This window comes from Pseudomonas sp. WSY_20, assembly GCF_043104335.1.
Taxonomy (GTDB): domain Bacteria; phylum Pseudomonadota; class Gammaproteobacteria; order Pseudomonadales; family Pseudomonadaceae; genus Aquipseudomonas; species Aquipseudomonas parafulva_B.
Map to the genome: position 1 here is coordinate 43,813 of NZ_JBICKP010000018.1, position 22,556 is coordinate 66,368.

Here is a 22,556-nt window from a genome sequence, read left to right on the forward strand (position 1 = left end):
GATGCGAATGTGGTTGATGAGTGCCGGTCTGGCCCTGTATTGCCTGGCCCAGAGCGCGACTGCGGGAACGGTGCTGATTGTCGGTGATAGTATCAGCGCAGGTTTTGGCCTGGATACCCGCGAAGGTTGGGCATCCTTGTTGCAGACCCGCCTGCGTCAGGAAGGTTTCGACGACAAGGTGGTCAACGCCTCGATCAGTGGCGACACCAGTGCCGGCGGGCAAGCGCGGCTGCCAGCGTTGCTGGCGGCGCACACGCCCGAGGTGGTGGTGCTGGAGTTGGGGGGCAACGATGGGTTGCGCGGCCAGCCGCCAGCGCAACTGCGACAGAACCTTGCCGCGATGATCGATCAGTCGCGCCAGGCAGGTGCCAAGGTCTTGCTGCTGGGCATGCAGTTGCCTCCCAACTATGGCGTCCGCTATACCACTGCTTTCGCCGAGGTGTACAAGGAGTTGGCCAAGGACAAGCAGGTAGCACTGGTGCCGTTTTTCCTGGAAGGGGTTGGCGGCGTTCCTGAGTTGATGCAGGCAGACGGCATCCATCCTGCCCAGGGCGCCCAGCAGCGGCTGCTGGAAAACGCCTGGCCGGCGCTCAAACCCTTGCTCTGACGCTTTAAACGGGGGCGGGTTTGGGCTAATGTTGCGCCCCCCGTTCCGAGTACCCCCGATGCCGCGCCCTGCCTGGTCCCTTTTCGCCTACCAATTGATCGAGCCCGACGAACAGCTTGACCTGTTCGCCTGCCAGGAAAGTCGCGTTCACCTGGTCGCGCGGCAGCTCGAACTCGGCGTGCCGGTGGACAGAACATTGTGCGGGGGGCTGTTGCCTGCGCACCCTCGCTGGTCCGGCGTGCCACGCACCATCTATCGCGATACCCGGCTGTGCGAGCTGTGCCGCGCCATTCTCGATGCGCAGCGGCGAGGCATGCGACCGGTCTGGCCACAATTGCAGGCGGTCTGAGGCGCGCACCTTTCATCATCTGTAACCGCGTCCGGCTCAGGATGCCTCCCGCTGTCTGGGGTGGGGGTGTACAATCATGCCTTTCGTCCCACCTCCCAAAGGATTTACCGGATGTCGCCGCGCTTTCCCGCCGTCACTCGTAGCCTGTCCCTGGCCGCCTTGCTGGTAGCGGGGCCCGCTGTCGCACTGGAGTTGCCACTGCCGCCACCTGGGGACGACATCGTCGGTCAGGTGCATGTGATCAAGGCCAAGTACGAAGATACATTCGCCGATATCGGTACGGCCAATGACCTGGGCTATCTGGAGATGATCGCCGCCAACCCGGGTGTCGATCCCTGGCTGCCTGGCGCAGGCACCGAAATCATCTTGCCCACGCGCTACATCCTGCCACCGGGTCCTCGTGAAGGCATCGTCATCAACCTTGCCGAGTACCGCTTGTATTACTACCCCAAAGGCGAGAATGTGGTGCACACCTTCCCGTTGGGGATCGGTCGCGAAGGCTGGGGCTCGCCGATTGCCAATACCAAGATCATCGCCAAGACGCCAAACCCTACCTGGACGCCGCCGGCGTCGATCCGGGCCGAGCATGCAGCCGATGGCGACATCTTGCCTGCCGTGGTTCCAGCAGGCCCGGACAACCCGCTTGGGCCCTTCAAGTTCACCCTGGGTGTACCGGGTTACTTGATCCATGGCTCAAACAAGAAATTCGGGATCGGCATGCGTACCAGCCATGGCTGCTTCCGCATGCTCAACAACAACGTACTGGAACTGTCGGGCATGGTGCCGGTGGGCACTCCTGTTCGCATCATCAACGAACCGTACAAGTTCGGGTTGAGCGGGGGCAAGGTATACCTCGAAGCCCACACGCCGCTGGATGATCAGGGCAATCCGTCGGTGGTCGACAAGCATACGGCGGTCATCAACGCGTTGCTCAAGCGTGAAGACCTGGCCAATAACCTGCGCATGAACTGGGACATGGTCCGCGACGTCGTGGCTGCCGAAGATGGCATGCCGGTGGAGATTGCCGTGCCCGTCGACAATCAGAGCGCTACGCCCATGGTCTCGACGCTTCCCGAGGAGATACAGTAACCCTCTCTGCGAACTGCGTTGACGGCAACGTAGTGCGCAATCGCGCCTCGGTGTCAAAAAATCGCAAAAAAAAGCCGACCCCAAAGGGGTCGGCTTCTTAACAGCCCCAAGGGACTATTATTTGCGGCTGGCTTTGTCCAGCATGCGCAGTGCGCGCTCATTGGCTTCGTCAGCGGTCTGCTGAGCTTTCTGAGCGGCTGCCAGTGCGTCGTCAGCCTTGCGGTAGGCTTCATCGGCACGAGCTTGTGCGCGGGCTGCTGCGTCTTCAGTTGCAGTCAGGCGAGCTTCGGTTTCTTTGGAGACGCTGCTGCAACCGGTAGCCAGAACTGCGGCCAGAGCCAGAGCAGAGAATTTCAGAACGTTGTTCATCGTGTTCCCCTTCAAGGACTTTCTATTAATGAGCCATCTCTCAGAAAAGAGAAACTGGCCGGCGTACATAGTACCCATTACTTGTAGTAAGTAAACTGACTGAACGCAAGAACTGCAAAAAAAAACAGTGCGCAGTTTCTGCGCCAGCCGAGGGGCGCGGCTCATCGCCCCGAGCCAGCAGGGTAACTCTGCACTAACGGCAACTTTCATGTTGAACTAAGGGTGACTTCTACTGTCTTTGTGCGTCTTAGTCCTACATGATTTGCCGGCACTGTCAATGTCACACTTAACAGCGTAAGCCGTTAATGGCTGGCTTTCATCCGAGCGCTTTACTTGAGTAATCCTTCGGTAAGCGCCTAGTATGTGGGTCTACAGAAAACCCGAACGAACGCAGACGTCCAGCGGTCCAACGCGCAATAGACGATGCATGTGCCAAGTGTGCCGGGTATTGACCATCGGTTAGGCTAAGGGTCTGCCAAAAAGGCCCGCGAGGAGTAGTGATGAGCGAAGCGCTGACCATCCACCATGACCAGGCGGGTCATCAGTTCGAGACCAATGTGGACGGTCATCGTGCCTATCTGACCTACATGGACTTGGGTAAGCAGACGCTGGACATCTACCGCACCTTCGTACCCAACGCCTTGCGCGGGCGTGGGATCGCAGCTGCCCTTACCGAGCGCGCGCTGCAATATGCCGAGCAGATGGGCTACACGGTGATACCGTCCTGCTCGTACGTGGAGCGTTACATGGAGCGTCAGCAGCGTCACGCCAGCAAGGTGTGATCGCTGCTTTGAACACTAGGGCCTGAACGGCCCCCAAAGGTCTCAGGCGCGATTGCGCTGAGGGAGGACGTCCTTCAACTTCGCGCGCATGCTGCGCAGCGTCTTCTCGGTCGCCGACCAGTCGATGCAGGCGTCCGTCACCGAAACGCCATACTGCAGCTGGGACAAGTCCTTGGGAATGGATTGGCAGCCCCAGTTCAGGTGGCTCTCGACCATCAACCCGATAATCGATTGGTTGCCCTCCAGAATCTGGTTCGCCACGTTTTCCATCACCAGCGGTTGCAAGGCCGGGTCCTTGTTGGAGTTGGCATGGCTGCAATCGACCATGATGTTGGCCTTGATCTTGGCCTTGGCCAGGTCTTGTTCGCACAGGGCGACGCTGACCGAGTCGTAGTTGGGTTTGCCATTACCGCCGCGAAGCACGACATGCCCGTAGGGGTTACCCTTGGTGGTCACGATGGAGACGCCACCTTCCTGGTTGATCCCCAGGAACCGGTGCGGCTTGGACACCGACTGCAGGGCGTTGATAGCGACGGTCAAGCCGCCGTCGGTACCGTTCTTGAAGCCGACGGCCGACGACAGGCCAGAGGCCATTTCGCGGTGGGTCTGCGACTCGGTGGTACGGGCACCGATGGCTGACCAGCTGATCAGATCCTGCAGGTATTGCGGGGAAATCGGATCCAGTGCCTCAGTGGCCGTGGGCAAGCCCATTTCGGCGAGGTCCAGCAGCAGCTTGCGACCGATATGCAAACCATCCTGGATCTTGAAGGAGTCGTCCAGATATGGGTCGTTGATCAGGCCCTTCCAGCCCACGGTGGTACGCGGTTTTTCAAAATATACCCGCATGACCAGGTACAGCGTGTCGGACACTTCTTCGGCCAGGGCCTTCAGGCGCGCTGCGTATTCATGCGCGGCCTTGATGTCGTGGATGGAGCAGGGGCCGACCACGACGAACAGGCGGTGATCCTTGCCATCGAGAATATTGCGCACCACGTCTCGGCCAGCAGTCACGGTCTGCAGGGCCTGGGCGCTAAGGGGGATTTCCTTCTTGAGCTGGTCGGGGGTGATCAGCGTCTCGTTGGATGCAACGTTCAAGTCATCGATCGGTAAATCAGCCATCGTGTTACTCGTCAGGTCACGGGTGCCGGCCGCCAGCTATCCCCGTGCGGCCCAGCAGCAAGAATAATCGCAGCGGGGAGCCGAACCTTAGCGCGTTAGCGTTTGCGCCACAATGGGCATTGCCCCGTGCAGGCGGGGTTTTTCCCGGTAGCAGGGGTCGACGGCGAGCATCGATCTGCGCGAAGGTGCCCAACCGGTGTAATAAGCAGGCTGACATGAGAAGGAGAACCGCATGCACGCGCGCAACCCCCGGATTGGCATCATCGGCAGCGGTGCCATAGGCGGCTTTTACGGGCTGCTGCTGGCAAAGGCCGGCTTCGATGTGCACTTTTTGCTCAGAAGCGAGTATGAAGCGGTCAGTCATCACGGGCTGACCGTCCAGAGCGCTGTCCATGGTCGGCTGCACGCCAAAGTAAATTGCTACGCCGACGCCGCGCAAATGCCACCCTGCGATTGGCTATTGATAGGCGCCAAAGCCACCGGCAACCCGCAACTGGCGCCATTGATCGTGCAGGCCGGTGCACCGGATGCGAAAGTGGTGCTACTGCAGAACGGACTGGATGTCGAAGCGCAACTGCGCCCGTTACTGCGGGCTGATATGCACCTGCTTGGCGGGTTGTGCTTCGTCTGCGCCGACCGCCAGACACCCGGAGTGATTCGCCATCAGGCGTTGGGTACCGTGAACGTGGGTTATCACAGTGGTCCTAGTGACGATGGCGGGCGCCGCCTGGTGGAGCAGGGGGTTTCATTGTTCCAGGCTGCGGGGGTGAGTTCTGTGGGCATGCCTGATCTGGCTGGCGCCCGGTGGCAAAAGTTGGTGTGGAACGTGCCTTTTAACGGCCTGTCAGTGTTGCTCGGCGCCAGCACTGCCCAGCTGCTGGGCGACAGCCATGCCCGCACGCTGGTGCAAGCCTTGATGGAGGAGGTGATGGTGGGCGCTGTCGCTTGTGGTCATGCCATGCCCGCAGGCTATGCTCAGCAACTGCTGAGCATGACCGAGCGCATGCCTGATTACTGGCCCAGCATGTACCACGACCACGTTCATCATCGACCTCTAGAGACAGAGGCCATCTATGCAGCGCCTCTGGCCCGCGCCCAGTCCGCGGGTTGCCATTTGCCCCGCATGGAGATGTTGTACCAGTCGCTGAGGTTCCTCGGTAAAAACAGTGAAGGGGCCATGCTCTAGGCGCAGTCATGCGCCGGGCTGGGCAAGCGAGGCGCCGATGCGCTGCTAAGCTCAAGTTTGCCCTGCCGCCATGGCAGTCGAGGAGGTCGAATGATCCGCTCTCTGCTGTACGCCACAGACCTCGGCGTCTATGCGCCATTCGTGATGCAGCATGCGCTTGCGTTGGCGCGCACATTCGGTGCCGAGTTGTACGTCATTCATGCGGTCGAACCGATGGGCCAGTTTGCCGAATCCCTCCTGCAAAGTTACCTGGACGAACACACCCTGGACCAGCTGCACAGCCAGGGTGTGGGTACGGTAATGGCCAACATCGAGCAGCGTGTACTGGAAAATTTTCGTGAGGAGCTGGGGGAGCAAGCCGATCTGGCGGTGCTCAAGGCGGTGCGCGTGCGCCAGGGCGACCCTGCGCAAGTCATCCTGGATCAGGCCCAGCGCCTGAGCGTCGACCTGCTTGTCTTCGGCAGTCACAGCGCCGGGGCGGGCGTGGACGTGCCCTTGGGTAGGACGGCGGTCAGATTGCTCCAGCTCTCGCCTGTACCGGTCTATATGGTCCCCTTGGCACAGCATCTAGGTCGTAGGAAAGGCTGAATCACGCTGTGGGAATATTCCGGGCGGTGTAACAAAATAGTTCTAGATTTATTACGATTACCACTAATATAGTTATATATCGTCGCTGCCCGCTGCCCGCTGCCCGCTGCCCGCTGCCCGCTGCCCGCTGCCGCTGACCCACGCTGAACTGAGGGAACCTTATGAAGCTTCAACAACTGCGCTACATCTGGGAAGTAGCGCACCATGACCTCAACGTCTCTGCGACAGCACAAAGCCTGTATACCTCGCAGCCGGGGATCAGCAAGCAGATCCGACTGCTCGAAGACGAGTTGGGCGTCGAGGTATTTGCGCGTAGCGGCAAGCACCTGACGCGTGTGACCCCAGCAGGGGAGCGCATCATCAACACCGCTGGCGAAATCCTGCGCAAGGTCGAGAGCATCAAGCAGATCGCCCAGGAGTTTTCCAACGAGAAAAAGGGCACGCTCTCCATCGCCACCACCCACACCCAGGCTCGCTACGCTTTGCCTCCGGTGATCAGTGGCTTCATCAAGCAGTACCCGGAAGTGTCCTTGCACATGCATCAGGGCTCCCCGATGCAGATCGCCGAGATGGCCGCAGACGGTACGGTGGATTTCGCCATCGCCACAGAAGCGCTCGAGCTGTTCGGCGACCTGATCATGATGCCGTGCTACAAGTGGAACCGTTGCGTGGTGGTTCCGCAGGGCCATCCATTGGCCAAGCTTCCCAAGCTGACCCTCGAAGCGGTGGCCGAATATCCCATCGTTACCTATGTGTTCGGCTTTACTGGGCGCTCCAAGCTGGACGAAGCTTTCAGCAACCGCGGCCTGACGCCCAAGGTGGTGTTCACGGCGGCGGACGCGGACGTGATCAAGACGTACGTCCGCCTCGGTTTGGGCGTGGGCATCGTTGCAGGCATGGCAGTTGACGCCAAGCTGGACGGTGACCTGGTAGCCCTGGACGCCAGCGAACTGTTCGAAGCCAGCATCACCAAGATCGGCTTCCGGCGTGGCACTTTCCTGCGCGGGTTCATGTGCGACTTCATCGAGAAGTTTGCGCCGCACCTGACCCGTGAAGTGATGGCCAAGGCCATCCAGTGTCACAACAAGCAGGAGCTGGAGGCATTGTTCGAAGGTGTCGAGTTACCGGTGCACTGATCCTCGGACGCAAGGGCCGCCACGCGGCCCTTTTCAAAGGTATCGCCCGCGTTTCAGGCCTTGGTGATCAGGTTGCCGGCGTGCAGGCCGCATTCCTTCTGGGTCGACTCTTCCCACCACCAGCGGCCTTCGCGCTCGTGCTGATTAGGTAGCACAGGGCGCGTGCAGGGCTCGCAACCGATGCTGATGAAACCGCGCTCATGCAGGCTGTTGTAGGGCAGCTCGAGCATGCGGATGTAGCCCCAGACTTCTTCGCTGCTCATCTGAGCCAGAGGGTTGAACTTGTAGAGCGTGCGCTCCGGGGTGGAGAAGCCGGTGTCGATCTCCAGGGCTGCGACCTGGCTGCGCGTGCCGGGGCTCTGGTCGCGGCGCTGCCCCGTGGCCCAGGCACTGACGGTCGCAAGCTTGCGGCGCAGGGGCTCGATCTTGCGGATGCCGCAGCACTCGCCGTGGCCGTCACGGTAGAAGCTGAACAGGCCTTTGTCTTTGACGAACGGGTCGAGCTTGCTGCGATCGGGGCTGAGGATTTCGATGGGCAGGTTGTACTGCTCGCGCACCTGATCGATGAAGCGATAGGTCTCCGGATGCAAGCGCCCGGTGTCGAGGCTGAATACTTTGACCTGTTTGTTAAGCTTCCAGGCCATGTCCACCAGTACCACATCTTCGGCACCGCTGAAGGAGATCCACAGATCGTCGCCGAAGTGCTCGAAGGCAAGCTTGAGAATGTCCTGTGGGGATTTGTCCGCGTAAGCCGCTGCCAGGGCAGCGACGTCGAAAGGTTGGCTCATCAGGCGGTTTCCATCTTGGCTGTGGCGCTGGGCGCTCGTAGTGAGGCAATGGTAACAAAAAACCCATCCTGGTTGCGGGACACGCCAAGCTGCGTTCAGCAGTTCACGGGGTAAACCAGCTTTCAAAGCCCCTGCAAGGTCTGCATCAGCACCCGCACTTTGGCAATGGACTCCTCGTACTCGGCCTGCCATTCGGAGTCGGCGACCACGGCGCCACCGCCCCAGCAACTGACCTGGCCGTTCTTGATCAACAGGCTGCGGATGGCGATAGAACTGTCCATCTCGCCGCGTACATCGACATACAGCAGCGATCCGCAGTAAAGCGCTCGGCGAGTGGGTTCAAGCTCATCGATGATCTGCATCGCGCGGATCTTGGGCGCGCCGGTAATCGAGCCGCCAGGAAAGCTGTCGCCGATCAGATCCAGTGCGTCCCTGCCAGCCGCCAGCGTGCCTGTCACGCTGCTGACCAGATGGTGCACATTGGGGTAGGTTTCCAGGCTGAACAGCTCAGGCACTTTGACGGAGCCAATTTCGCACGTACGGCCCAGGTCATTGCGCAACAAGTCCACGATCATCAGGTTTTCCGACCGGTCCTTGGGGCTTTGCAGCAGTTGCTCGGCATTGCGCGCATCCTCGGCCGCATCGTGACCCCGCGCACGGGTGCCCTTGATCGGACGGGTTTCCACATGACCCTTGCTGACCCGAATGAACCGCTCGGGCGAGAAGCTCAACAAGGCGCTGCCGTCTGCCAATTGCTGGAACCCGGAGAAGGGCGTTGGGCATGCCTGGCGAAGGGCTTGATAAGCTCGCCAGGGATCGCCCTGGCAAGCAGCGCGAAACCGTTGGGTCAGGTTGATCTGGTAGCAGTCACCTGCCTGGATGTAGCGTTGAACCTGCTCGAAGGCTGCATGGTACTGCTTGGGCGCAAGGTCACCAGCCATTGGGGCGAGCAGCTTGAAAGCCCCGCTAACCCGAGGTTCACACCCCTCGAACAGGCGCACCAGTCGCTCACGCTCTTCACGGCCCAGGCTTGGGTGAAACACCAGTTGGCTGGTACGGGTGGCGTGGTCGGTAACCAACGCCCATGCGTACACGCCCAGTTGGGCATCCGGCAGGCCGAGGTCGTCCACCGCCTGGGTCGGCAAGTGTTCCAGCCGACGACCAAAATCGTAGCTCAGGTAACCGATCAACCCACCGGCAAACGGCAGCTCGCTCTCTGGCGGTAGATGTGCAGCGCCCAAGCGAGCCAGCGCAGCGCGCAACCGCTGCAGGAAGGCGCGCCCTGTTTCGTCCGCCAGCACCTGCAACTGCTGTACTGGCCACGCGCTCAGCAGGTCGAAGCGGCCGCGTTCAGCGCCGGGGCGAGCGCTGTCGAGCAAAATGGCGCCTGGAGCATCACGCAAGCAGGAAAAGTAGGTAGCCGGGTCAGGCTGGTAGGGCAGGGCGTACAACGTGCAGGTCGGCATCAGTAGGGACGGCGATTAAAAGCGAGGACGGCGATTGTAGTCCGGTGCAGGCATTGCGCCTAGCGTCAGGGCGACATTCGCCATCTTCATCTGGCCGGGGCTGGTGGCCAACCCCGCTCCTTAGTGACCGGGCCTGTGGCCGAACAGGCCTTGGGCAACGCGCACGCGTTGCTCGGCATCTTCGGTCACACCCTCTTTGGCCAGTGCCTCAAGATGCGCCTCGATCGCATGGGTGCGTTGCGTCAGGCCGCAATCGTTGGCGATCTGGATATTCAGCCCTGGGCGAGCGTTGAGCTCGAGGATCAGTGGGCCTTTTTCCTGGTCCAGCACCATGTCCACGCCAATGTAGCCCAGGCCGCACAGCTCATAGCAGCCGGCGGCCAGCTTCATGAACCCGTCCCAGGTCGGCAGCTGCACGCCGTCCACTGCGTTGGTGGTGTCGGGATGCTTGCTGATGATGTTGTTCAGCCAAGTGCCACGCAGCGTCACGCCTGTGGCCAAATCCACGCCCACACCGATGGCGCCTTGGTGTAGGTTGGCCTTGCCGCCGGACTGGCGGGTGGGCAGGCGCAGCATGGCCATGACCGGGTAGCCCATCAGGACGATGATGCGGATGTCCGGTACGCCTTCATAACTGATGCTCTTGAAGATCTGGTCCGGGGTGACGCGGTACTCGATCAGGGCGCGGTCGCGATGGCCGCCGAGCGAGTACAGCCCGGTGAGGATGCTGGAAATCTGGTGCTCGATTTCCTCATGGCTGATGATCTTGCCGGACACCGTCCGGTAACGGTCTTCGAAACGGTCGGCGATGACCATGATGCCATCACCCCCGGCGCCCTGAGCCGGCTTGATCACGAAGTCGCTGCGCCCGCCGATGATCTCGTCAAGCTTCTCGATCTGCTTTTCCGTCTCGATGACGCCGTACATTTCCGGCACATGGATGCCGGCTGCCAGGGCGCGCTCCTTGGTGATGATCTTGTCGTCGACGATCGGGTACAGGTGGCGCTTGTTGTACTTGAGTACATAGTCTGCATTGCGCCGATTGATACCCATGATGCCCCGGGCCTCCAGGGCTTTCCACGTCTTGATCAGGCCGAACATCAGGCGTCCGCCTTCTTCAGGAATGCCTTGAAGCGGACCAGCTCGGTCAGGCGGTAGCCGCGATAGCGACCCATTGCCAGCATGAAGCCCACCAGAATCAACAGCACGGCCGGGAAGGTGAACACGAAGTAGACCAGCTCCGGTACCATCATCAGCAGGTGCGCGAGAGAGGCGGCGAACAAGGTGCCGATGGCCACTTTCATGGCATGACCGCCGCCGCGTTCTTCCCAGGTGATCGACAGGCGTTCGATGGTCATGGTCAGGATCACCATCGGGAACAGCGCGACCGACAAGCCGCGCTCAAGGCCCAGTTTGTGGCTGAACAGGCTGATGGCGGCAATCAATACCACGACGAATGTCAGCACCACCGAAAGGCGGGGCAGCATCTGCAGCTTCAGGTGCTCGAGGTAGGAGCGCAGCGATAGCCCCAGCGCGGTGATGACGGTGAACAGCACGATCCCGAAGCCGAGCTGTGTTTCGCGGAAGGCCAGGGCGATCAGGACCGGTGTGAAGGTACCCAGGGTCTGGATGCCGATCAGGTTGCGCAGCACCAGAATCACCAGCACGCCGATGGGAATCATGACCATGATCATGAAGGTCTGCTGGGTCTGCAGCGGCAGCCCATACAGGGAGTATTCGAGGAAGTCGGCGTCGGTGTTCTCGTCTGTCAGCTTGGCCAGGCGGATGGCGTTCATCTCGCTGTTGTTCATGCTGAAGGTGACGTTGGCCCGCTTGCCGCCATCGACCGTGATCAGGTTGTCATCCCCGGTCCACCACAATAGCCGATCGTTGGGCAGGCCTTGCTCACCGGTCTCGGGGTTGAAATACAGCCAGTCGTTGCCGTTGAAGCTGCGCAACCACAGTTCCGGGGTTTGCGGGGTGTCGGCCACCAGGCGGATCGTGTGCACCTTCTCCATCGGCACGTGGGCAATGGACAGCAGCAGGTCAATGACCTGCGCCTTCTTCATCGGTGAGGTATCGCCTGCCAGCAGCAGCTTGACGTTGTCGTCGTTGAGGTTGTTGACGCGCTTGATGGTTTCGCTGACGAACGTCTCGACATCGGCCGAATGCTGACGAATCGGTGCCATCAAGGCTTCGGCGGCGATCTTCTCGGGGCCTTCTACTGCGAGGCTGTCGCGGAAGGTCGGGCCCTTGACCTTGGCTTTCTCGGTGCTATAGCGCTTGGTCAGCACCAGCCGGTAGTAAAGGGTCTGGTTGCCGCTGGCGCGCCGCGCGGACCAGGTGACCTTGCGGTTGCCGTCGGCGCGGTTGACGCTCACACCATAGTTGTTGGAAATGAAGCTTTCGTTGAGGCTCACGTAATCCCGATTCAGGGGCGGCACGAACATCTGGACCTTTACCGGGTCCTTGGTGCTGGCCACAAATTCGATCTTGGCATCGATGTTCCACAGATCGTCCGTTTCATCCTCGGTCACCGGGATGCCGAGTACGAAGATCTGATAAGCCGTGACCGCTACGCCCAGCAACACCAGGACGGTGATCAGGACTTTCAGATGGAGGGTAAGAGAGCGCATCGGAATTACTCTGCTTTGGGAGCGTCGGTGGCACAGGCAGGTTTGCCGGCCGCATATTTAAGGCTTGGGTCGACCAGGGCGTCGAAATGCTTCAAAGCCTCCGAGCCGATCAACAGTGGGAACTGGAAAGCGCTGCGATCGGTGAGGTTGACTTCGATGGTGCGCCTGGCCTGGCCCATGCAGATGTCCAGCTCGATGACGGGGCGTGCGGTGTAGGCCTTGCCCGATTCGGCGTCGTAGTCGCCCGCCCTGCGCTTGATCTTGCTCACGCGCGCCAGCGGGCGTTCGATGGGGTGGGAATGGGCAGCATCGATGGCCAGGTAGAAGCGCACCCAGCTTTCGCCATTGCGCTTGAAACGCTTGATGTCGCGGGCGCTGAGCGAGGCTGTCTTGGCCCCGGTGTCGAGCTTGGCCGCCACTTCGAGGTCGAGGTCGCCCAGGCGAGCATATTCGTTCAGACCGTACACGGTCTTGCCGGCTGCCTGGCTCAGGGCCGGCAACAGGAGGAGGCTAATCAGCAAAGCAAAGGGTGTCAGTTTCATAGTCCTGGCGCGGTATTGTGCAAAGTTCGGGGTAAGGCGACTGGCAACGGCTGCACAAGCTTCCTCGTTGATCTGCCGGCACCATGCGGGCGGGGCAGACGGGCTATCCATACTCCATCGAAGGCGCGGCATTCTATCACGCCGACGTATTGACGCCAGCGGTGCGCGATCTGACAGTTGGATCAGAGGGTAGTTTCTTGTTGAGTGCATTGTTGACAATGTTGTCTAGGGCTTTGACTATTACGAGACCTGGCGTTAGATTTAACGCCACGTTTTGTAAAAGGTGTCAACAATATGCAGGCGCTCTCAACGGGTAACCCGACTGGCAACGAGGAATCGGAAACCCTGTCCGAGCATGTCTTCAGGCGGATTCAGGCGGCCATTGTACGGGGGGACATAGCCCCGGGGAGCAAGATTTCCGAGCCGGAGCTTGCCCGCACCTATGGCATCAGCCGAGGCCCGCTGCGTGAAGCCATTCACCGCCTCGAGGGCCAGCGCCTGCTGGTTCGTGTGCCCCATGTGGGCGCACGGGTGGTTTCACTGAGTCACGCCGAACTCATCGAGCTCTATGAAATCCGCGAGTCGCTCGAAGGCATGGCCTGCCGCCTGGCGGCCCAGCGCATGGGCCGAGCCGACATCGACGAGCTGCGCCAGGTGCTGGAAACCCATGAGCGCGATGCTGCCTTCCAGGCGGGCGTGGGCTACTACCAGCAGGAAGGTGACTACGATTTTCACTATCGCATCATCCAGGGCAGCGGCAACCAGACCTTGGTCAAGATGCTCTGTGGAGAGCTGTACCAACTGGTGCGCATGTACCGTATCCAGTTCTCGGCCACACCCAATCGGCCGCGTCAGGCCTTCGCCGAGCACCACCGCATCCTGGACGCCATCGCCGAGGGTGACGGCGAGTTGGCCGAGCTGTTGATGCGTCGTCACATCGCTGCCTCCAAACGCAACATCGAGCGCCATTACCAAGGCGACCACACCCACAGCACACGAGGTGAACAATGACCGTCCAGAGTACCCCAGGCCAACGTTTTCGCGACGCAGTGGCCGCCGAGCGCCCGCTGCAAGTGGTCGGCACCATCAATGCCAACCACGCCTTGCTGGCCAAGCGTGCCGGTTTCAAGGCCATCTACCTGTCCGGCGGCGGTGTGGCAGCAGGCTCCCTGGGTTTACCTGACCTGGGCATCAGTGGCCTGGACGACGTGCTGACCGATGTCAGGCGCATCACTGATGTGTGCGACCTGCCACTGCTGGTGGACGTGGACACCGGGTTCGGTGCCTCGGCCTTCAACGTTGCCCGCACCGTGCGCGCCATGAGCAAGTTCGGCGCCGCGGCCATTCATATCGAGGATCAGGTGGGCGCCAAGCGTTGTGGCCACCGTCCGAACAAGGAAATCGTCACCCAGCAGGAGATGGTCGATCGCATCAAGGCGGCGGTCGATGCCCGCCTTGATGACAGCTTCGTGATCATGGCCCGTACCGATGCGCTGGCGGTCGAGGGGCTCAATGCGGCGCTGGATCGGGCGGCCGCCTGTGTCGAGGCCGGCGCGGACATGATCTTCCCCGAAGCCATCACCGAACTTGCGATGTACAAGACGTTCGCCGACCGGGTCAAGGCCCCCATCCTGGCTAACATCACCGAGTTCGGTGCCACGCCTTTGTACACCACCGAAGAGCTGGGCTCGGTCGATGTGTCGCTGGTGCTGTATCCACTGTCGGCGTTCCGCGCCATGAACAAGGCTGCCGAGAACGTCTACGCCGCCCTGCGCCGTGATGGCACGCAGAAGAACGTGATCGATACCATGCAGACACGCATGGAACTCTACGACGCCATTGGTTATCACGCTTTCGAGCAAAGTCTCGATGCATTGTTTGCCCAGAAAAAAGGCTGACCTGCCCACTGCGCGCGCTGCAGCGCCATGGGTCAGGGGTAGATAAGGGTTAGCCAGCCTGCATTCCATAACAAGTTCAAGAAAGGAGAAGCACCATGGCCGAAGCAAAAGTACTCAGCGGCGCAGGCCTACGCGGTCAGGTTGCCGGTCAGACGGCCCTGTCGACGGTCGGTCAGGCCGGCGCAGGGCTGACCTATCGCGGGTATGACGTCCGCGACCTGGCTGCCCACGCCGAATTCGAGGAGGTGGCTTACCTGTTGTTGTATGGCGAGCTGCCCTGCCAGGCCGAGCTTGCCGACTACAAGCACAAGCTCAAGGGCCTGCGCGACCTGCCCCAGGCGTTGAAAGAAGTACTGGAGCGCATCCCGCGCGACGCTCACCCGATGGACGTGATGCGCACGGGCTGCTCCGTGCTCGGAACCCTGGAGCCCGAGCTCACCTTCGATGCTCAGCGCGACAAGACCGACCGGCTCCTGGCCGTCTTCCCGGCGATCATGTGTTACTGGTACCGCTTCAGCCATCACGGCGTGCGCATCGACTGTGTCAGTGACCAGGACACCTTGGGCGGCCACTTCCTGCAGTTACTCCATGGCAAGCAGCCCAGTGAGCTGCATGTGAAGGTGATGAACGTATCGCTCATTCTCTACGCCGAGCACGAGTTCAACGCCTCCACCTTCACCGCCCGCGTGTGTGCCTCGACCTTGTCCGACCTGTACTCCTGCGTCACCGCCGCCATCGGTTCGCTGCGCGGCCCGCTGCACGGCGGCGCCAACGAGGCGGCCATGGAGCTGATCGAGCGCTTCCAGAGCCCGCAACAAGCGACGACCGAGTTGCTGCACATGCTCGAGCGCAAAGACAAGATCATGGGCTTTGGTCATGCCATCTACAAAGAGTCCGACCCGCGTAACGAGGTGATCAAAGGGTGGTCCAAGCGCCTTGCCGATGAGGTGGGCGACACGGTGCTGTACCCGGTGTCCGAAGCCATCGACAAGACCATGTGGGAGCAAAAGCGCTTATTCCCCAACGCCGATTTCTACCATGCCTCGGCGTATCACTTCATGGGCATACCGACCAAGCTGTTCACCCCGATCTTCGTCTGCTCGCGGCTTACCGGGTGGGCAGCGCACGTGTTCGAGCAGCGTGAGAACAACCGCATCATCCGTCCGAGTGCCGAATACATCGGCGTCGAACAGCGTCAGTTCGTGCCGATCGAGCAGCGCTGATGGTCGCCCACCCCGCGCAGACTTTGTTGGCCTCGCGGGGTGGCCCAGCATGTCTGCCCGCACGCGCACCCTTGAACGCCATCCGTGACCGAGCCTGATAACGATATGAATACTGCCTACCGCAAAGCCTTGCCAGGCACTGACCTGGATTACTTCGACGCCCGCGCTGCCGTCGAGGCCATCAAGCCCGGCGCCTACCAGGGCTTGCCCTACACCTCGCGTGTGCTGGCCGAGAACCTGGTGCGCCGCTGCAGCCCTGGCACGCTCCAGGCGTCGTTGGCCCAGCTGATAGAGCGCAAGCGCGACCTCGATTTCCCCTGGTATCCGGCCCGGGTCGTCTGCCATGACATCCTGGGTCAGACCGCGCTGGTCGACCTGGCCGGCTTGCGCGATGCCATCGCCGACAAGGGCGGTGACCCTGCCCAGGTCAACCCGGTGGTGCCAGTGCAGCTAATCGTCGATCACTCACTGGCCGTCGAGTGTGGCGGCTATGACCCCCGGGCGTTCGAACGCAACAGGGCCATCGAGGATCGCCGCAACGAAGACCGTTTCCATTTCATCAACTGGACCAAGAAAGCGTTCAAGAACGTCGATGTCATCCCGCCTGGCAACGGCATCATGCACCAGATCAACCTGGAGAAGATGTCGCCCGTGGTACACAACGATGACGGCGTGGCCTACCCGGACACCTGTGTCGGCACCGACAGCCACACCCCGCATGTGGACGCTTTGGGCGTCATCGCCATCGGCGTGGGCGGGCTTGAGGCCGAGAACGTCATGCTCGGGCGCGCCTCCTGGATGCGCCTGCCGGAAATCGTTGGCGTCCAGCTCACTGGTAAACTGGCGCCCAACCTGACGGCAACCGACCTGGTATTGGCCCTGACCGAATTTTTGCGCAAGCAGAAGGTGGTCGGCGCCTACCTGGAATTTTATGGGGAAGGCGCCCGTGCCCTGACGCTCGGCGACCGCGCCACCATCTCCAACATGGCCCCTGAATATGGCGCCACCGCGGCCATGTTCGCCATCGATCAGCAAACCATCGACTACCTGCGCCTGACAGGCCGCGAGGAACAGCAGGTCGTACTGGTAGAGACCTACGCCAAAGCCGCGGGTCTGTGGGCTGACAGCTTTACCGAGGTGGTCTACGAGCGCACGCTGGACTTCGATCTGTCCAGCGTGGTGCGCACCATGGCGGGCCCCTCAAACCCCCATGCCCGGGTGGCCACCAGCGAGCTGGCCGCCAAGGGGATCGCAGGTGCCTGGGAGCAGGTACCCGGTCAGATGCCGGACGGGGCGGTGATCATCGCAGCCATCACCAGTTGCACCAACACCAGCAACCCGCGCAACGTGATCGCTGCCGGGTTGCTGGCGCGCAATGCCAATAGGCTGGGGCTAACGCGCAAGCCTTGGGTCAAGTCATCCCTCGCCCCTGGATCCAGGGCAGTGCAGCTGTACCTGGAGGAGGCGGGCCTGGAGGCGGAGCTCCAAGCGTTGGGCTTCGGCATCGTCGCCTTCGCCTGCACTACCTGCAACGGCATGTCCGGCGCCCTCGACCCGGCCATCCAGCAGGAAATCATCGATCGGGACCTGTATACGACCGCGGTGTTGTCGGGTAACCGAAACTTCGATGGCCGTATTCACCCGTATGCCAAACAGGCATTTCTGGCGTCCCCGCCTTTGGTTGTGGCCTATGCCATCGCGGGTACGATCCGTTTCGATATCGAGAAAGATGTGCTGGGCGTGGCATCGGATGGCCGTGAAATTCGCCTCAAGGACATCTGGCCCAGCGATGAAGAAATCGATGCGATGGTCCGCGCTGCGGTCAAGCCCGAACAGTTCCGAAAGGTCTACATCCCCATGTTCGCCGTGGAGCAAGACCGTGGGCCCAAGGTAGCGCCGCTGTACGACTGGCGCCCCATGAGCACCTACATCCGTCGCCCGCCCTACTGGGAAGGCGCCCTGGCGGGAGAACGCACCTTGCGTGGCATGCGCCCGCTGGCGTTGCTGCCGGACAACATCACCACCGATCACCTGTCGCCCTCCAATGCCATCATGCTCGACAGCGCGGCGGGGGAGTACCTGGCCAAAATGGGCTTGCCTGAAGAGGACTTCAACTCCTATGCCACCCACCGTGGGGACCACCTCACGGCTCAGCGCGCCACCTTCGCCAACCCCAAGCTGTTCAACGAGATGGTGCGCAATGAAGATGGCAGCGTAAGGCAGGGTTCGCTAGCACGCCTTGAACCCGAAGGCCGGGTCATGCGCATGTGGGAAGCGATCGAAACCTACATGCAGCGCAAGCAGCCGCTGATCATCGTGGCCGGTGCCGATTACGGTCAGGGCTCTTCACGCGACTGGGCTGCCAAAGGGGTGCGTCTGGCGGGCGTGGAGGCCATCGTCGCCGAGGGGTTCGAGCGCATCCACCGCACGAACCTGGTGGGCATGGGCGTCTTGCCCCTCGAATTCATGCCGGGTACCGACCGTAAGGTGCTGGGCCTGGACGGCAGCGAAACCTATGACGTGATAGGCATCCGTACTCCCCGCGCTACCTTGACCCTGGCGGTGACCCGTCGCACAGGAGAGCGTTTTGACGTGCCGGTGACCTGTCGTCTGGATACAGCCGAAGAGGTGTCGATCTACGAAGCGGGCGGGGTGTTGCAACGCTTTGCCCAGGACTTCCTCGAAGCGACCGTTTAACACAACGTGGCCGCCTTGCGGCCCCCAGTCGCCCGCACTGGCTCGGACCACCGGGCCATCCAAGAGGCTTCAATCCATGGCACATGCACCTCAAATCAAGATTCCGGCTACTTACATGCGTGGCGGCACCAGCAAAGGCGTGTTCTTCCGCTTGAAGGACCTCCCGGCGCAGGCGCAAACGCCCGGCCCGGCACGCGATGCCTTGCTGCTGCGGGTAATCGGCAGCCCCGACCCCTATGGCAAGCAGATCGACGGCATGGGCGGGGCGACGTCCAGCACCAGCAAGGTCGTGATCCTGTCCGCCAGCAAGCGCCCTGATCATGATGTGGACTACCTGTTCGGCCAGGTCAGTATCGACAAGCCTTTCGTAGACTGGAGCGGCAACTGCGGCAACCTTTCCGCAGCAGTGGGTGCGTTCGCCATCGGCAGTGGCCTGATAGAACCCACGCAGGTACCCGAAACCGGTGTCGCCACGGTGCGTATCTGGCAGGCCAACATCGGCAAGACCATCGTAGCGCATGTGCCGATGAGCGACGGTCAGGTTCAGGAGACCGGCGACTTTGAGCTTGATGGCGTCACGTTCCCTGCCGCCGAAGTGCAGCTGGAGTTTCTTGATCCGGCAGCCGACGATGATGGGGAAGGTGGGGCGATGTTCCCTACCGGCAACCTGATCGACGAGCTTGCAGTACCGGGGGTTGGCACCTTCAAGGCGACGTTGATCAATGCCGGTATCCCAACGGTGTTTCTCAATGCAGCCGATCTTGGTTACAGCGGCATGGAGTTGCAGGATGCCATCAATGGGGATCCGGCTGCCCTTGAGCGGTTCGAGGCGATACGGGCCCATGGTGCGCTGCGCATGGGGCTGATCGAACATGTAGGGCAGGCTGCCGCACGCCAGCATACCCCCAAGGTGGCATTCGTGGCGCCGGCACAGGCTTATCTCGCTTCAAGTGGCAAGCAGGTGGGGGCAGAAGATATCGACTTGCTGGTGCGTGCCTTGTCCATGGGCAAGCTGCATCACGCGATGATGGGCACTGCCGCCGTCGCGATCGGTACGGCTGCGGCCATCCCGGGGACACTGGTGAACCTTGCTGCAGGCGGCGGTGAGCGCAGCGCTGTACGCTTCGGGCATCCATCGGGCACCTTGCGGGTAGGTGCGCAGGCGTGCCTGATCGATGGGCAGTGGTCGGTGACCAAGGCGATCATGAGTCGCAGCGCGCGTGTGTTGATGGAGGGCTGGGTACGCGTTCCTGGCGATAGTTTCTGACAGGCGTGCTCGCCATCGCCGGCCCGTCACGTTCAAGAAGGCGTCTGGGCGTGATTTAGTCGGTGCCTGACTGTTCTGAATGAAAAAAAAGCCCCGGCATCACTGCCGGGGCTTTTTTCATGGAGCCAGTGGATGGCTGTCTGGCTTACGCCTGGACCACTGGAATCTTGGCGTTAGCGGCCGCTTCGCGGAACTCGGCAATCTGGTCGAAGCTCAGGTAGCGGTAGACGTCGGCAGACATGCTGTCGATGTCCTTGGCGTACTGCATGTACTCTTCGACGGTCGGCAACTTGCCGATGATCGAAGCCACCGCAGCCAGCTCGGCCGATGCCAGGTACACGTTGGTGGCGTCGCCCAGGCGGTTCGGGAAGTTACGGGTCGAGGTCGACACCACGGTCGAACCGGTCTGCACCCGCGCCTGGTTACCCATGCACAGGGAGCAGCCTGGCATTTCCATCCGCGCACCGGCTTTGCCGTAGATGCCGTAGTAGCCTTCTTCGGTCAGCTGATGAGCATCCATCTTGGTCGGCGGAGCCAGCCACAGACGGGTCGGAATACCACCCTTGACCTTTTCCAGCAGCTTGCCAGCGGCGCGGAAGTGACCAATGTTGGTCATGCACGAACCGATGAACACTTCGTCGATCTTCTCACCCTGTACCGAGGACAGCAGGCGAGCATCGTCCGGGTCGTTCGGGGCGCAGAGCACAGGCTCCTTGACGTCGGCCAGGTCGATTTCGATGATTTCGGCGTATTCGGCATCGGCGTCGGCCGACAGCAGTTCTGGGTTGGCCAGCCAGGCTTCCATGGCCTGGGCGCGACGCTCCAGGGTGCGTGCATCACCGTAGCCCTCGCCGATCATCCAACGCAGCAGGGTGATGTTGGACTTGAGGTACTCGGCAATGGCTTTTTCCGGCAGCTTGATGGTGCAACCGGCGGCGGAGCGTTCAGCCGAGGCGTCCGAGAGCTCGAAGGCCTGCTCGACGGTCAGTTCGTCAAGGCCTTCGATTTCAAGGATGCGACCGGAGAAGGCGTTTTTCTTGCCCTTCTTCTCGACGGTCAGCAGGCCCTGCTGGATGGCGTAGTAAGGGATGGCATGCACCAGGTCACGCAGGGTGATGCCAGGTTGCAGCTTGCCTTTGAAACGCACCAGGATCGACTCTGGCATGTCCAGTGGCATCACGCCGGTGGCGGCAGCGAAGGCTACCAGGCCGGAGCCTGCAGGGAAGGAAATGCCGATCGGGAAGCGGGTATGCGAGTCGCCACCGGTGCCCACGGTATCGGGCATCAGCATGCGGTTCAACCAGCTGTGGATGATGCCGTCCCCTGGGCGCAACGACACGCCGCCACGGGTGCGGATGAAGTCTGGCAGGGTGTGGTGGGTGGTGACGTCGATTGGCTTCGGATAGGCCGCGGTGTGGCAGAAGGACTGCATCACGAGGTCAGCGGAGAAGCCCAGGCAGGCCAGGTCCTTGAGCTCGTCACGGGTCATGGGGCCAGTGGTGTCCTGGGAACCCACGGTGGTCATCTTCGGCTCGCAATAGGCGCCTGGACGTACGCCTTGGCCTTCCGGCAGGCCACACGCGCGGCCGACCATCTTCTGCGCCAGGGTGAACCCTTTGCCGGTGTCGGCAGGCTGCTCTGGCTTCTTGAACAGGTCCGATGGGCCCTGGCCAAGCTCGGCACGGGCTTTTTCGGTCAGGCCACGGCCGACGATCAGTGGGATACGGCCACCAGCCCGCACTTCGTCGAGCAGCACTTCGGTCTTGAGCGCGAATGTGGTGACCAGCTCATTGCTTTCGTGACGGCGTACTTCACCTTTGAACGGGTAGACGTCGATCACGTCGCCCATGGCCAGGTCGGTGCAATCGAACTCGATCGGCAGGGCGCCGGCGTCTTCCATGGTGTTGTAGAAGATCGGGGCGATCTTGGTGCCGAAGCAAAAACCGCCGGCACGCTTGTTGGGGACGTACGGGATATCGTCGCCGAAGAACCACAGCACCGAGTTGGTGGCGGATTTGCGCGAAGAACCGGTACCCACCACGTCACCCACGTAGGCGACCGGGAAGCCCTTGGCCCTGACCGCTTCGATCTGAGCCAGCGGGCCTACTGAGCCCGGCTGCTGCGGCTCGATACCGTCGCGGGCCATTTTCAGCATGGCCAGGGCGTGCAGCGGGATGTCAGGGCGCGACCAGGCATCCGGGGCAGGGGACAGGTCATCGGTGTTGGTTTCGCCAGGCACCTTGAACACGGTCAGGGTGTATTTGTCGGCGATGGCCGGGCGCGAGGTGAACCACTCGCCGGCAGCCCAGGATTCCAGCACGGCCTTGGCATGAGCGTTGCCGGCCTTGGCTTTTTCAGCCACGTCGTGGAAGGCATCGAACATCAGCAGGGTGTGCTTGAGCTGCTCGGCCGCGACGGCGCCCAGCTCGGCGTCATCCAGCAGCGCGACCAGCGTCTCGATGTTGTAGCCGCCCTGCATGGTGCCCAGCAGTTCGGTGGCGTGCTTGCGATCGATCAGCGGCGAGGTGGCTTCGCCCTTGGAGACGGCCGAAAGGAAGGCTGCCTTGACATAGGCGGCCTCATCGACTCCAGGCGGTACGCGGTTGGTGAGCAGGTCTACGAGGAAGGCTTCTTCGCCGGCCGGCGGGTTTTTCAGCAACTCGACCAGGCCTGCAGTTTGTTCGGCGTTCAGCGGCTGGGGCACGATACCCAGAGCGGCGCGCTCTTCGATGTGTTTGCGGTAGGCTTCAAGCACAGTTATTTCCCTCATCAGTGGCCCCTTTAAGGGGTCCGGGACGCTCATCCAGCATTCCT

General features: G+C 61.5%; 20 protein-coding genes. 12 read left to right on the top strand and 8 right to left on the bottom strand.

Translation table 11 applies throughout. The features are described from left to right. Window position 1: 1 nt before the first annotated feature. The 3 genes from ACF8E5_RS04535 to ACF8E5_RS04545 all read left to right on the top strand — a co-directional run bounded on the left by ACF8E5_RS04535 (window position 2) and on the right by ACF8E5_RS04545 (window position 2,045). Entirely contained in the window at window positions 2-607 is a 606-nt protein-coding gene (locus tag ACF8E5_RS04535; protein WP_145255347.1) for an arylesterase, read from the top strand. A gap of 58 nt (window positions 608-665) precedes the next feature. After that, window positions 666-956, top strand: a complete 291-nt coding sequence (locus ACF8E5_RS04540) for a hypothetical protein (protein WP_058603804.1) — start codon at window positions 666-668, stop codon at window positions 954-956. Between the two features lie 111 nt (window positions 957-1,067). Beyond that, window positions 1,068-2,045 (top strand): L,D-transpeptidase family protein, encoded by a 978-nt coding sequence (locus ACF8E5_RS04545; RefSeq protein ID WP_078478787.1) that lies wholly within the window; start codon window positions 1,068-1,070, stop codon window positions 2,043-2,045. A 117-nt stretch (window positions 2,046-2,162) separates the two neighbouring features. Here the strand turns inward: ACF8E5_RS04545 and oprI are convergent, their stop codons facing one another. Further along, the gene (oprI, locus tag ACF8E5_RS04550; RefSeq protein WP_003259780.1) at window positions 2,163-2,414 is read right to left on the bottom strand and encodes an outer membrane lipoprotei OprI; all 252 of its coding nucleotides are present in this window, start codon (window positions 2,412-2,414) and stop codon (window positions 2,163-2,165) included. A 500-nt stretch (window positions 2,415-2,914) separates the two neighbouring features. On the opposite strand from oprI, the gene ACF8E5_RS04555 reads away from it, so the two are divergent. Beyond that, window positions 2,915-3,196: a GNAT family N-acetyltransferase gene (locus tag ACF8E5_RS04555; protein WP_023536046.1), complete on the top strand. Its 282-nt coding sequence runs from the start codon at window positions 2,915-2,917 to the stop codon at window positions 3,194-3,196. 42 nt (window positions 3,197-3,238) lie between these two features. On the opposite strand, the gene ACF8E5_RS04560 is transcribed toward ACF8E5_RS04555, so the two are convergent. After that, a complete protein-coding gene (locus ACF8E5_RS04560; protein ID WP_058603806.1) occupies window positions 3,239-4,315 on the bottom strand; it encodes a 3-deoxy-7-phosphoheptulonate synthase in 1,077 nt (358 codons plus the stop codon). 232 nt (window positions 4,316-4,547) lie between these two features. Between ACF8E5_RS04560 and ACF8E5_RS04565 the strand changes: the two genes are divergently transcribed. The 3 genes from ACF8E5_RS04565 to cysB all read left to right on the top strand — a co-directional run bounded on the left by ACF8E5_RS04565 (window position 4,548) and on the right by cysB (window position 7,225). Beyond that, the gene (locus ACF8E5_RS04565; protein ID WP_196121650.1) at window positions 4,548-5,501 is read left to right on the top strand and encodes a putative 2-dehydropantoate 2-reductase; all 954 of its coding nucleotides are present in this window, start codon (window positions 4,548-4,550) and stop codon (window positions 5,499-5,501) included. Window positions 5,502-5,591: 90 nt separating this feature from the next. After that, entirely contained in the window at window positions 5,592-6,089 is a 498-nt protein-coding gene (locus ACF8E5_RS04570) for a universal stress protein (RefSeq protein ID WP_058603808.1), read from the top strand. Window positions 6,090-6,250: 161 nt separating this feature from the next. Next, window positions 6,251-7,225 carry an HTH-type transcriptional regulator CysB gene (gene cysB, locus ACF8E5_RS04575; RefSeq protein ID WP_023536044.1) on the top strand — a complete coding sequence of 325 codons (975 nt, stop codon included), beginning with the start codon at window positions 6,251-6,253 and terminating at the stop codon, window positions 7,223-7,225. 53 nt (window positions 7,226-7,278) lie between these two features. On the opposite strand, the gene ACF8E5_RS04580 is transcribed toward cysB, so the two are convergent. The 5 genes from ACF8E5_RS04580 to ACF8E5_RS04600 form a co-directional block, all read right to left on the bottom strand. Then, entirely contained in the window at window positions 7,279-8,013 is a 735-nt protein-coding gene (locus ACF8E5_RS04580) for a phosphoadenylyl-sulfate reductase (protein WP_058637394.1), read from the bottom strand. A gap of 122 nt (window positions 8,014-8,135) precedes the next feature. Further along, entirely contained in the window at window positions 8,136-9,479 is a 1,344-nt protein-coding gene (gene pabB / locus ACF8E5_RS04585; protein WP_392474960.1) for an aminodeoxychorismate synthase component I, read from the bottom strand. 120 nt (window positions 9,480-9,599) lie between these two features. Further along, the gene (locus tag ACF8E5_RS04590; protein WP_023536214.1) at window positions 9,600-10,580 is read right to left on the bottom strand and encodes an alpha-L-glutamate ligase-like protein; all 981 of its coding nucleotides are present in this window, start codon (window positions 10,578-10,580) and stop codon (window positions 9,600-9,602) included. Further along, window positions 10,580-12,115, bottom strand: a complete 1,536-nt coding sequence (locus ACF8E5_RS04595; RefSeq protein WP_027914607.1) for an inactive transglutaminase family protein — start codon at window positions 12,113-12,115, stop codon at window positions 10,580-10,582. The genes ACF8E5_RS04590 and ACF8E5_RS04595 overlap by 1 nt, the downstream gene beginning before the upstream one ends. Window positions 12,116-12,120: 5 nt before the next feature. Further along, window positions 12,121-12,657: an ATP-dependent zinc protease gene (locus ACF8E5_RS04600; protein WP_058603812.1), complete on the bottom strand. Its 537-nt coding sequence runs from the start codon at window positions 12,655-12,657 to the stop codon at window positions 12,121-12,123. A 294-nt stretch (window positions 12,658-12,951) separates the two neighbouring features. On the opposite strand from ACF8E5_RS04600, the gene ACF8E5_RS04605 reads away from it, so the two are divergent. The 5 genes from ACF8E5_RS04605 to prpF all read left to right on the top strand — a co-directional run bounded on the left by ACF8E5_RS04605 (window position 12,952) and on the right by prpF (window position 19,742). After that, window positions 12,952-13,668: a GntR family transcriptional regulator gene (locus tag ACF8E5_RS04605; protein WP_058637391.1), complete on the top strand. Its 717-nt coding sequence runs from the start codon at window positions 12,952-12,954 to the stop codon at window positions 13,666-13,668. Beyond that, window positions 13,665-14,555 (top strand): methylisocitrate lyase, encoded by an 891-nt coding sequence (gene prpB / locus ACF8E5_RS04610; protein ID WP_058637390.1) that lies wholly within the window; start codon window positions 13,665-13,667, stop codon window positions 14,553-14,555. Before ACF8E5_RS04605 ends, prpB begins: the two co-directional genes overlap by 4 nt. A 95-nt stretch (window positions 14,556-14,650) precedes the next feature. Next, window positions 14,651-15,778 carry a 2-methylcitrate synthase gene (gene prpC, locus ACF8E5_RS04615; protein ID WP_058603815.1) on the top strand — a complete coding sequence of 376 codons (1,128 nt, stop codon included), beginning with the start codon at window positions 14,651-14,653 and terminating at the stop codon, window positions 15,776-15,778. A 105-nt stretch (window positions 15,779-15,883) separates the two neighbouring features. Further along, window positions 15,884-18,475, top strand: coding sequence for a Fe/S-dependent 2-methylisocitrate dehydratase AcnD (gene acnD, locus ACF8E5_RS04620; protein WP_392474961.1), 2,592 nt, complete (start codon window positions 15,884-15,886; stop codon window positions 18,473-18,475). 76 nt (window positions 18,476-18,551) lie between these two features. Further along, window positions 18,552-19,742, top strand: coding sequence for a 2-methylaconitate cis-trans isomerase PrpF (gene prpF, locus ACF8E5_RS04625; protein ID WP_326383809.1), 1,191 nt, complete (start codon window positions 18,552-18,554; stop codon window positions 19,740-19,742). Window positions 19,743-19,887: 145 nt separating this feature from the next. Here the strand turns inward: prpF and acnB are convergent, their stop codons facing one another. After that, the gene (gene acnB, locus ACF8E5_RS04630) at window positions 19,888-22,497 is read right to left on the bottom strand and encodes a bifunctional aconitate hydratase 2/2-methylisocitrate dehydratase (protein WP_392475009.1); all 2,610 of its coding nucleotides are present in this window, start codon (window positions 22,495-22,497) and stop codon (window positions 19,888-19,890) included. Between the last annotated feature and the right edge of the window lie 59 nt (window positions 22,498-22,556).

Coding starts and splice junctions, on each gene's coding strand:
- ACF8E5_RS04535 (WP_145255347.1), top strand. CDS start 2: ATGCGAATGTGGTTGATGAGTGCCGGTCTGGCCCTGTATTGCCTGGCC.
- ACF8E5_RS04540 (WP_058603804.1), top strand. CDS start 666: ATGCCGCGCCCTGCCTGGTCCCTTTTCGCCTACCAATTGATCGAGCCC.
- ACF8E5_RS04545 (WP_078478787.1), top strand. CDS start 1,068: ATGTCGCCGCGCTTTCCCGCCGTCACTCGTAGCCTGTCCCTGGCCGCC.
- oprI (WP_003259780.1), bottom strand. CDS start 2,414: ATGAACAACGTTCTGAAATTCTCTGCTCTGGCTCTGGCCGCAGTTCTG.
- ACF8E5_RS04555 (WP_023536046.1), top strand. CDS start 2,915: ATGAGCGAAGCGCTGACCATCCACCATGACCAGGCGGGTCATCAGTTC.
- ACF8E5_RS04560 (WP_058603806.1), bottom strand. CDS start 4,315: ATGGCTGATTTACCGATCGATGACTTGAACGTTGCATCCAACGAGACG.
- ACF8E5_RS04565 (WP_196121650.1), top strand. CDS start 4,548: ATGCACGCGCGCAACCCCCGGATTGGCATCATCGGCAGCGGTGCCATA.
- ACF8E5_RS04570 (WP_058603808.1), top strand. CDS start 5,592: ATGATCCGCTCTCTGCTGTACGCCACAGACCTCGGCGTCTATGCGCCA.
- cysB (WP_023536044.1), top strand. CDS start 6,251: ATGAAGCTTCAACAACTGCGCTACATCTGGGAAGTAGCGCACCATGAC.
- ACF8E5_RS04580 (WP_058637394.1), bottom strand. CDS start 8,013: ATGAGCCAACCTTTCGACGTCGCTGCCCTGGCAGCGGCTTACGCGGAC.
- pabB (WP_392474960.1), bottom strand. CDS start 9,479: ATGCCGACCTGCACGTTGTACGCCCTGCCCTACCAGCCTGACCCGGCT.
- ACF8E5_RS04590 (WP_023536214.1), bottom strand. CDS start 10,580: ATGTTCGGCCTGATCAAGACGTGGAAAGCCCTGGAGGCCCGGGGCATC.
- ACF8E5_RS04595 (WP_027914607.1), bottom strand. CDS start 12,115: ATGCGCTCTCTTACCCTCCATCTGAAAGTCCTGATCACCGTCCTGGTG.
- ACF8E5_RS04600 (WP_058603812.1), bottom strand. CDS start 12,657: ATGAAACTGACACCCTTTGCTTTGCTGATTAGCCTCCTCCTGTTGCCG.
- ACF8E5_RS04605 (WP_058637391.1), top strand. CDS start 12,952: ATGCAGGCGCTCTCAACGGGTAACCCGACTGGCAACGAGGAATCGGAA.
- prpB (WP_058637390.1), top strand. CDS start 13,665: ATGACCGTCCAGAGTACCCCAGGCCAACGTTTTCGCGACGCAGTGGCC.
- prpC (WP_058603815.1), top strand. CDS start 14,651: ATGGCCGAAGCAAAAGTACTCAGCGGCGCAGGCCTACGCGGTCAGGTT.
- acnD (WP_392474961.1), top strand. CDS start 15,884: ATGAATACTGCCTACCGCAAAGCCTTGCCAGGCACTGACCTGGATTAC.
- prpF (WP_326383809.1), top strand. CDS start 18,552: ATGGCACATGCACCTCAAATCAAGATTCCGGCTACTTACATGCGTGGC.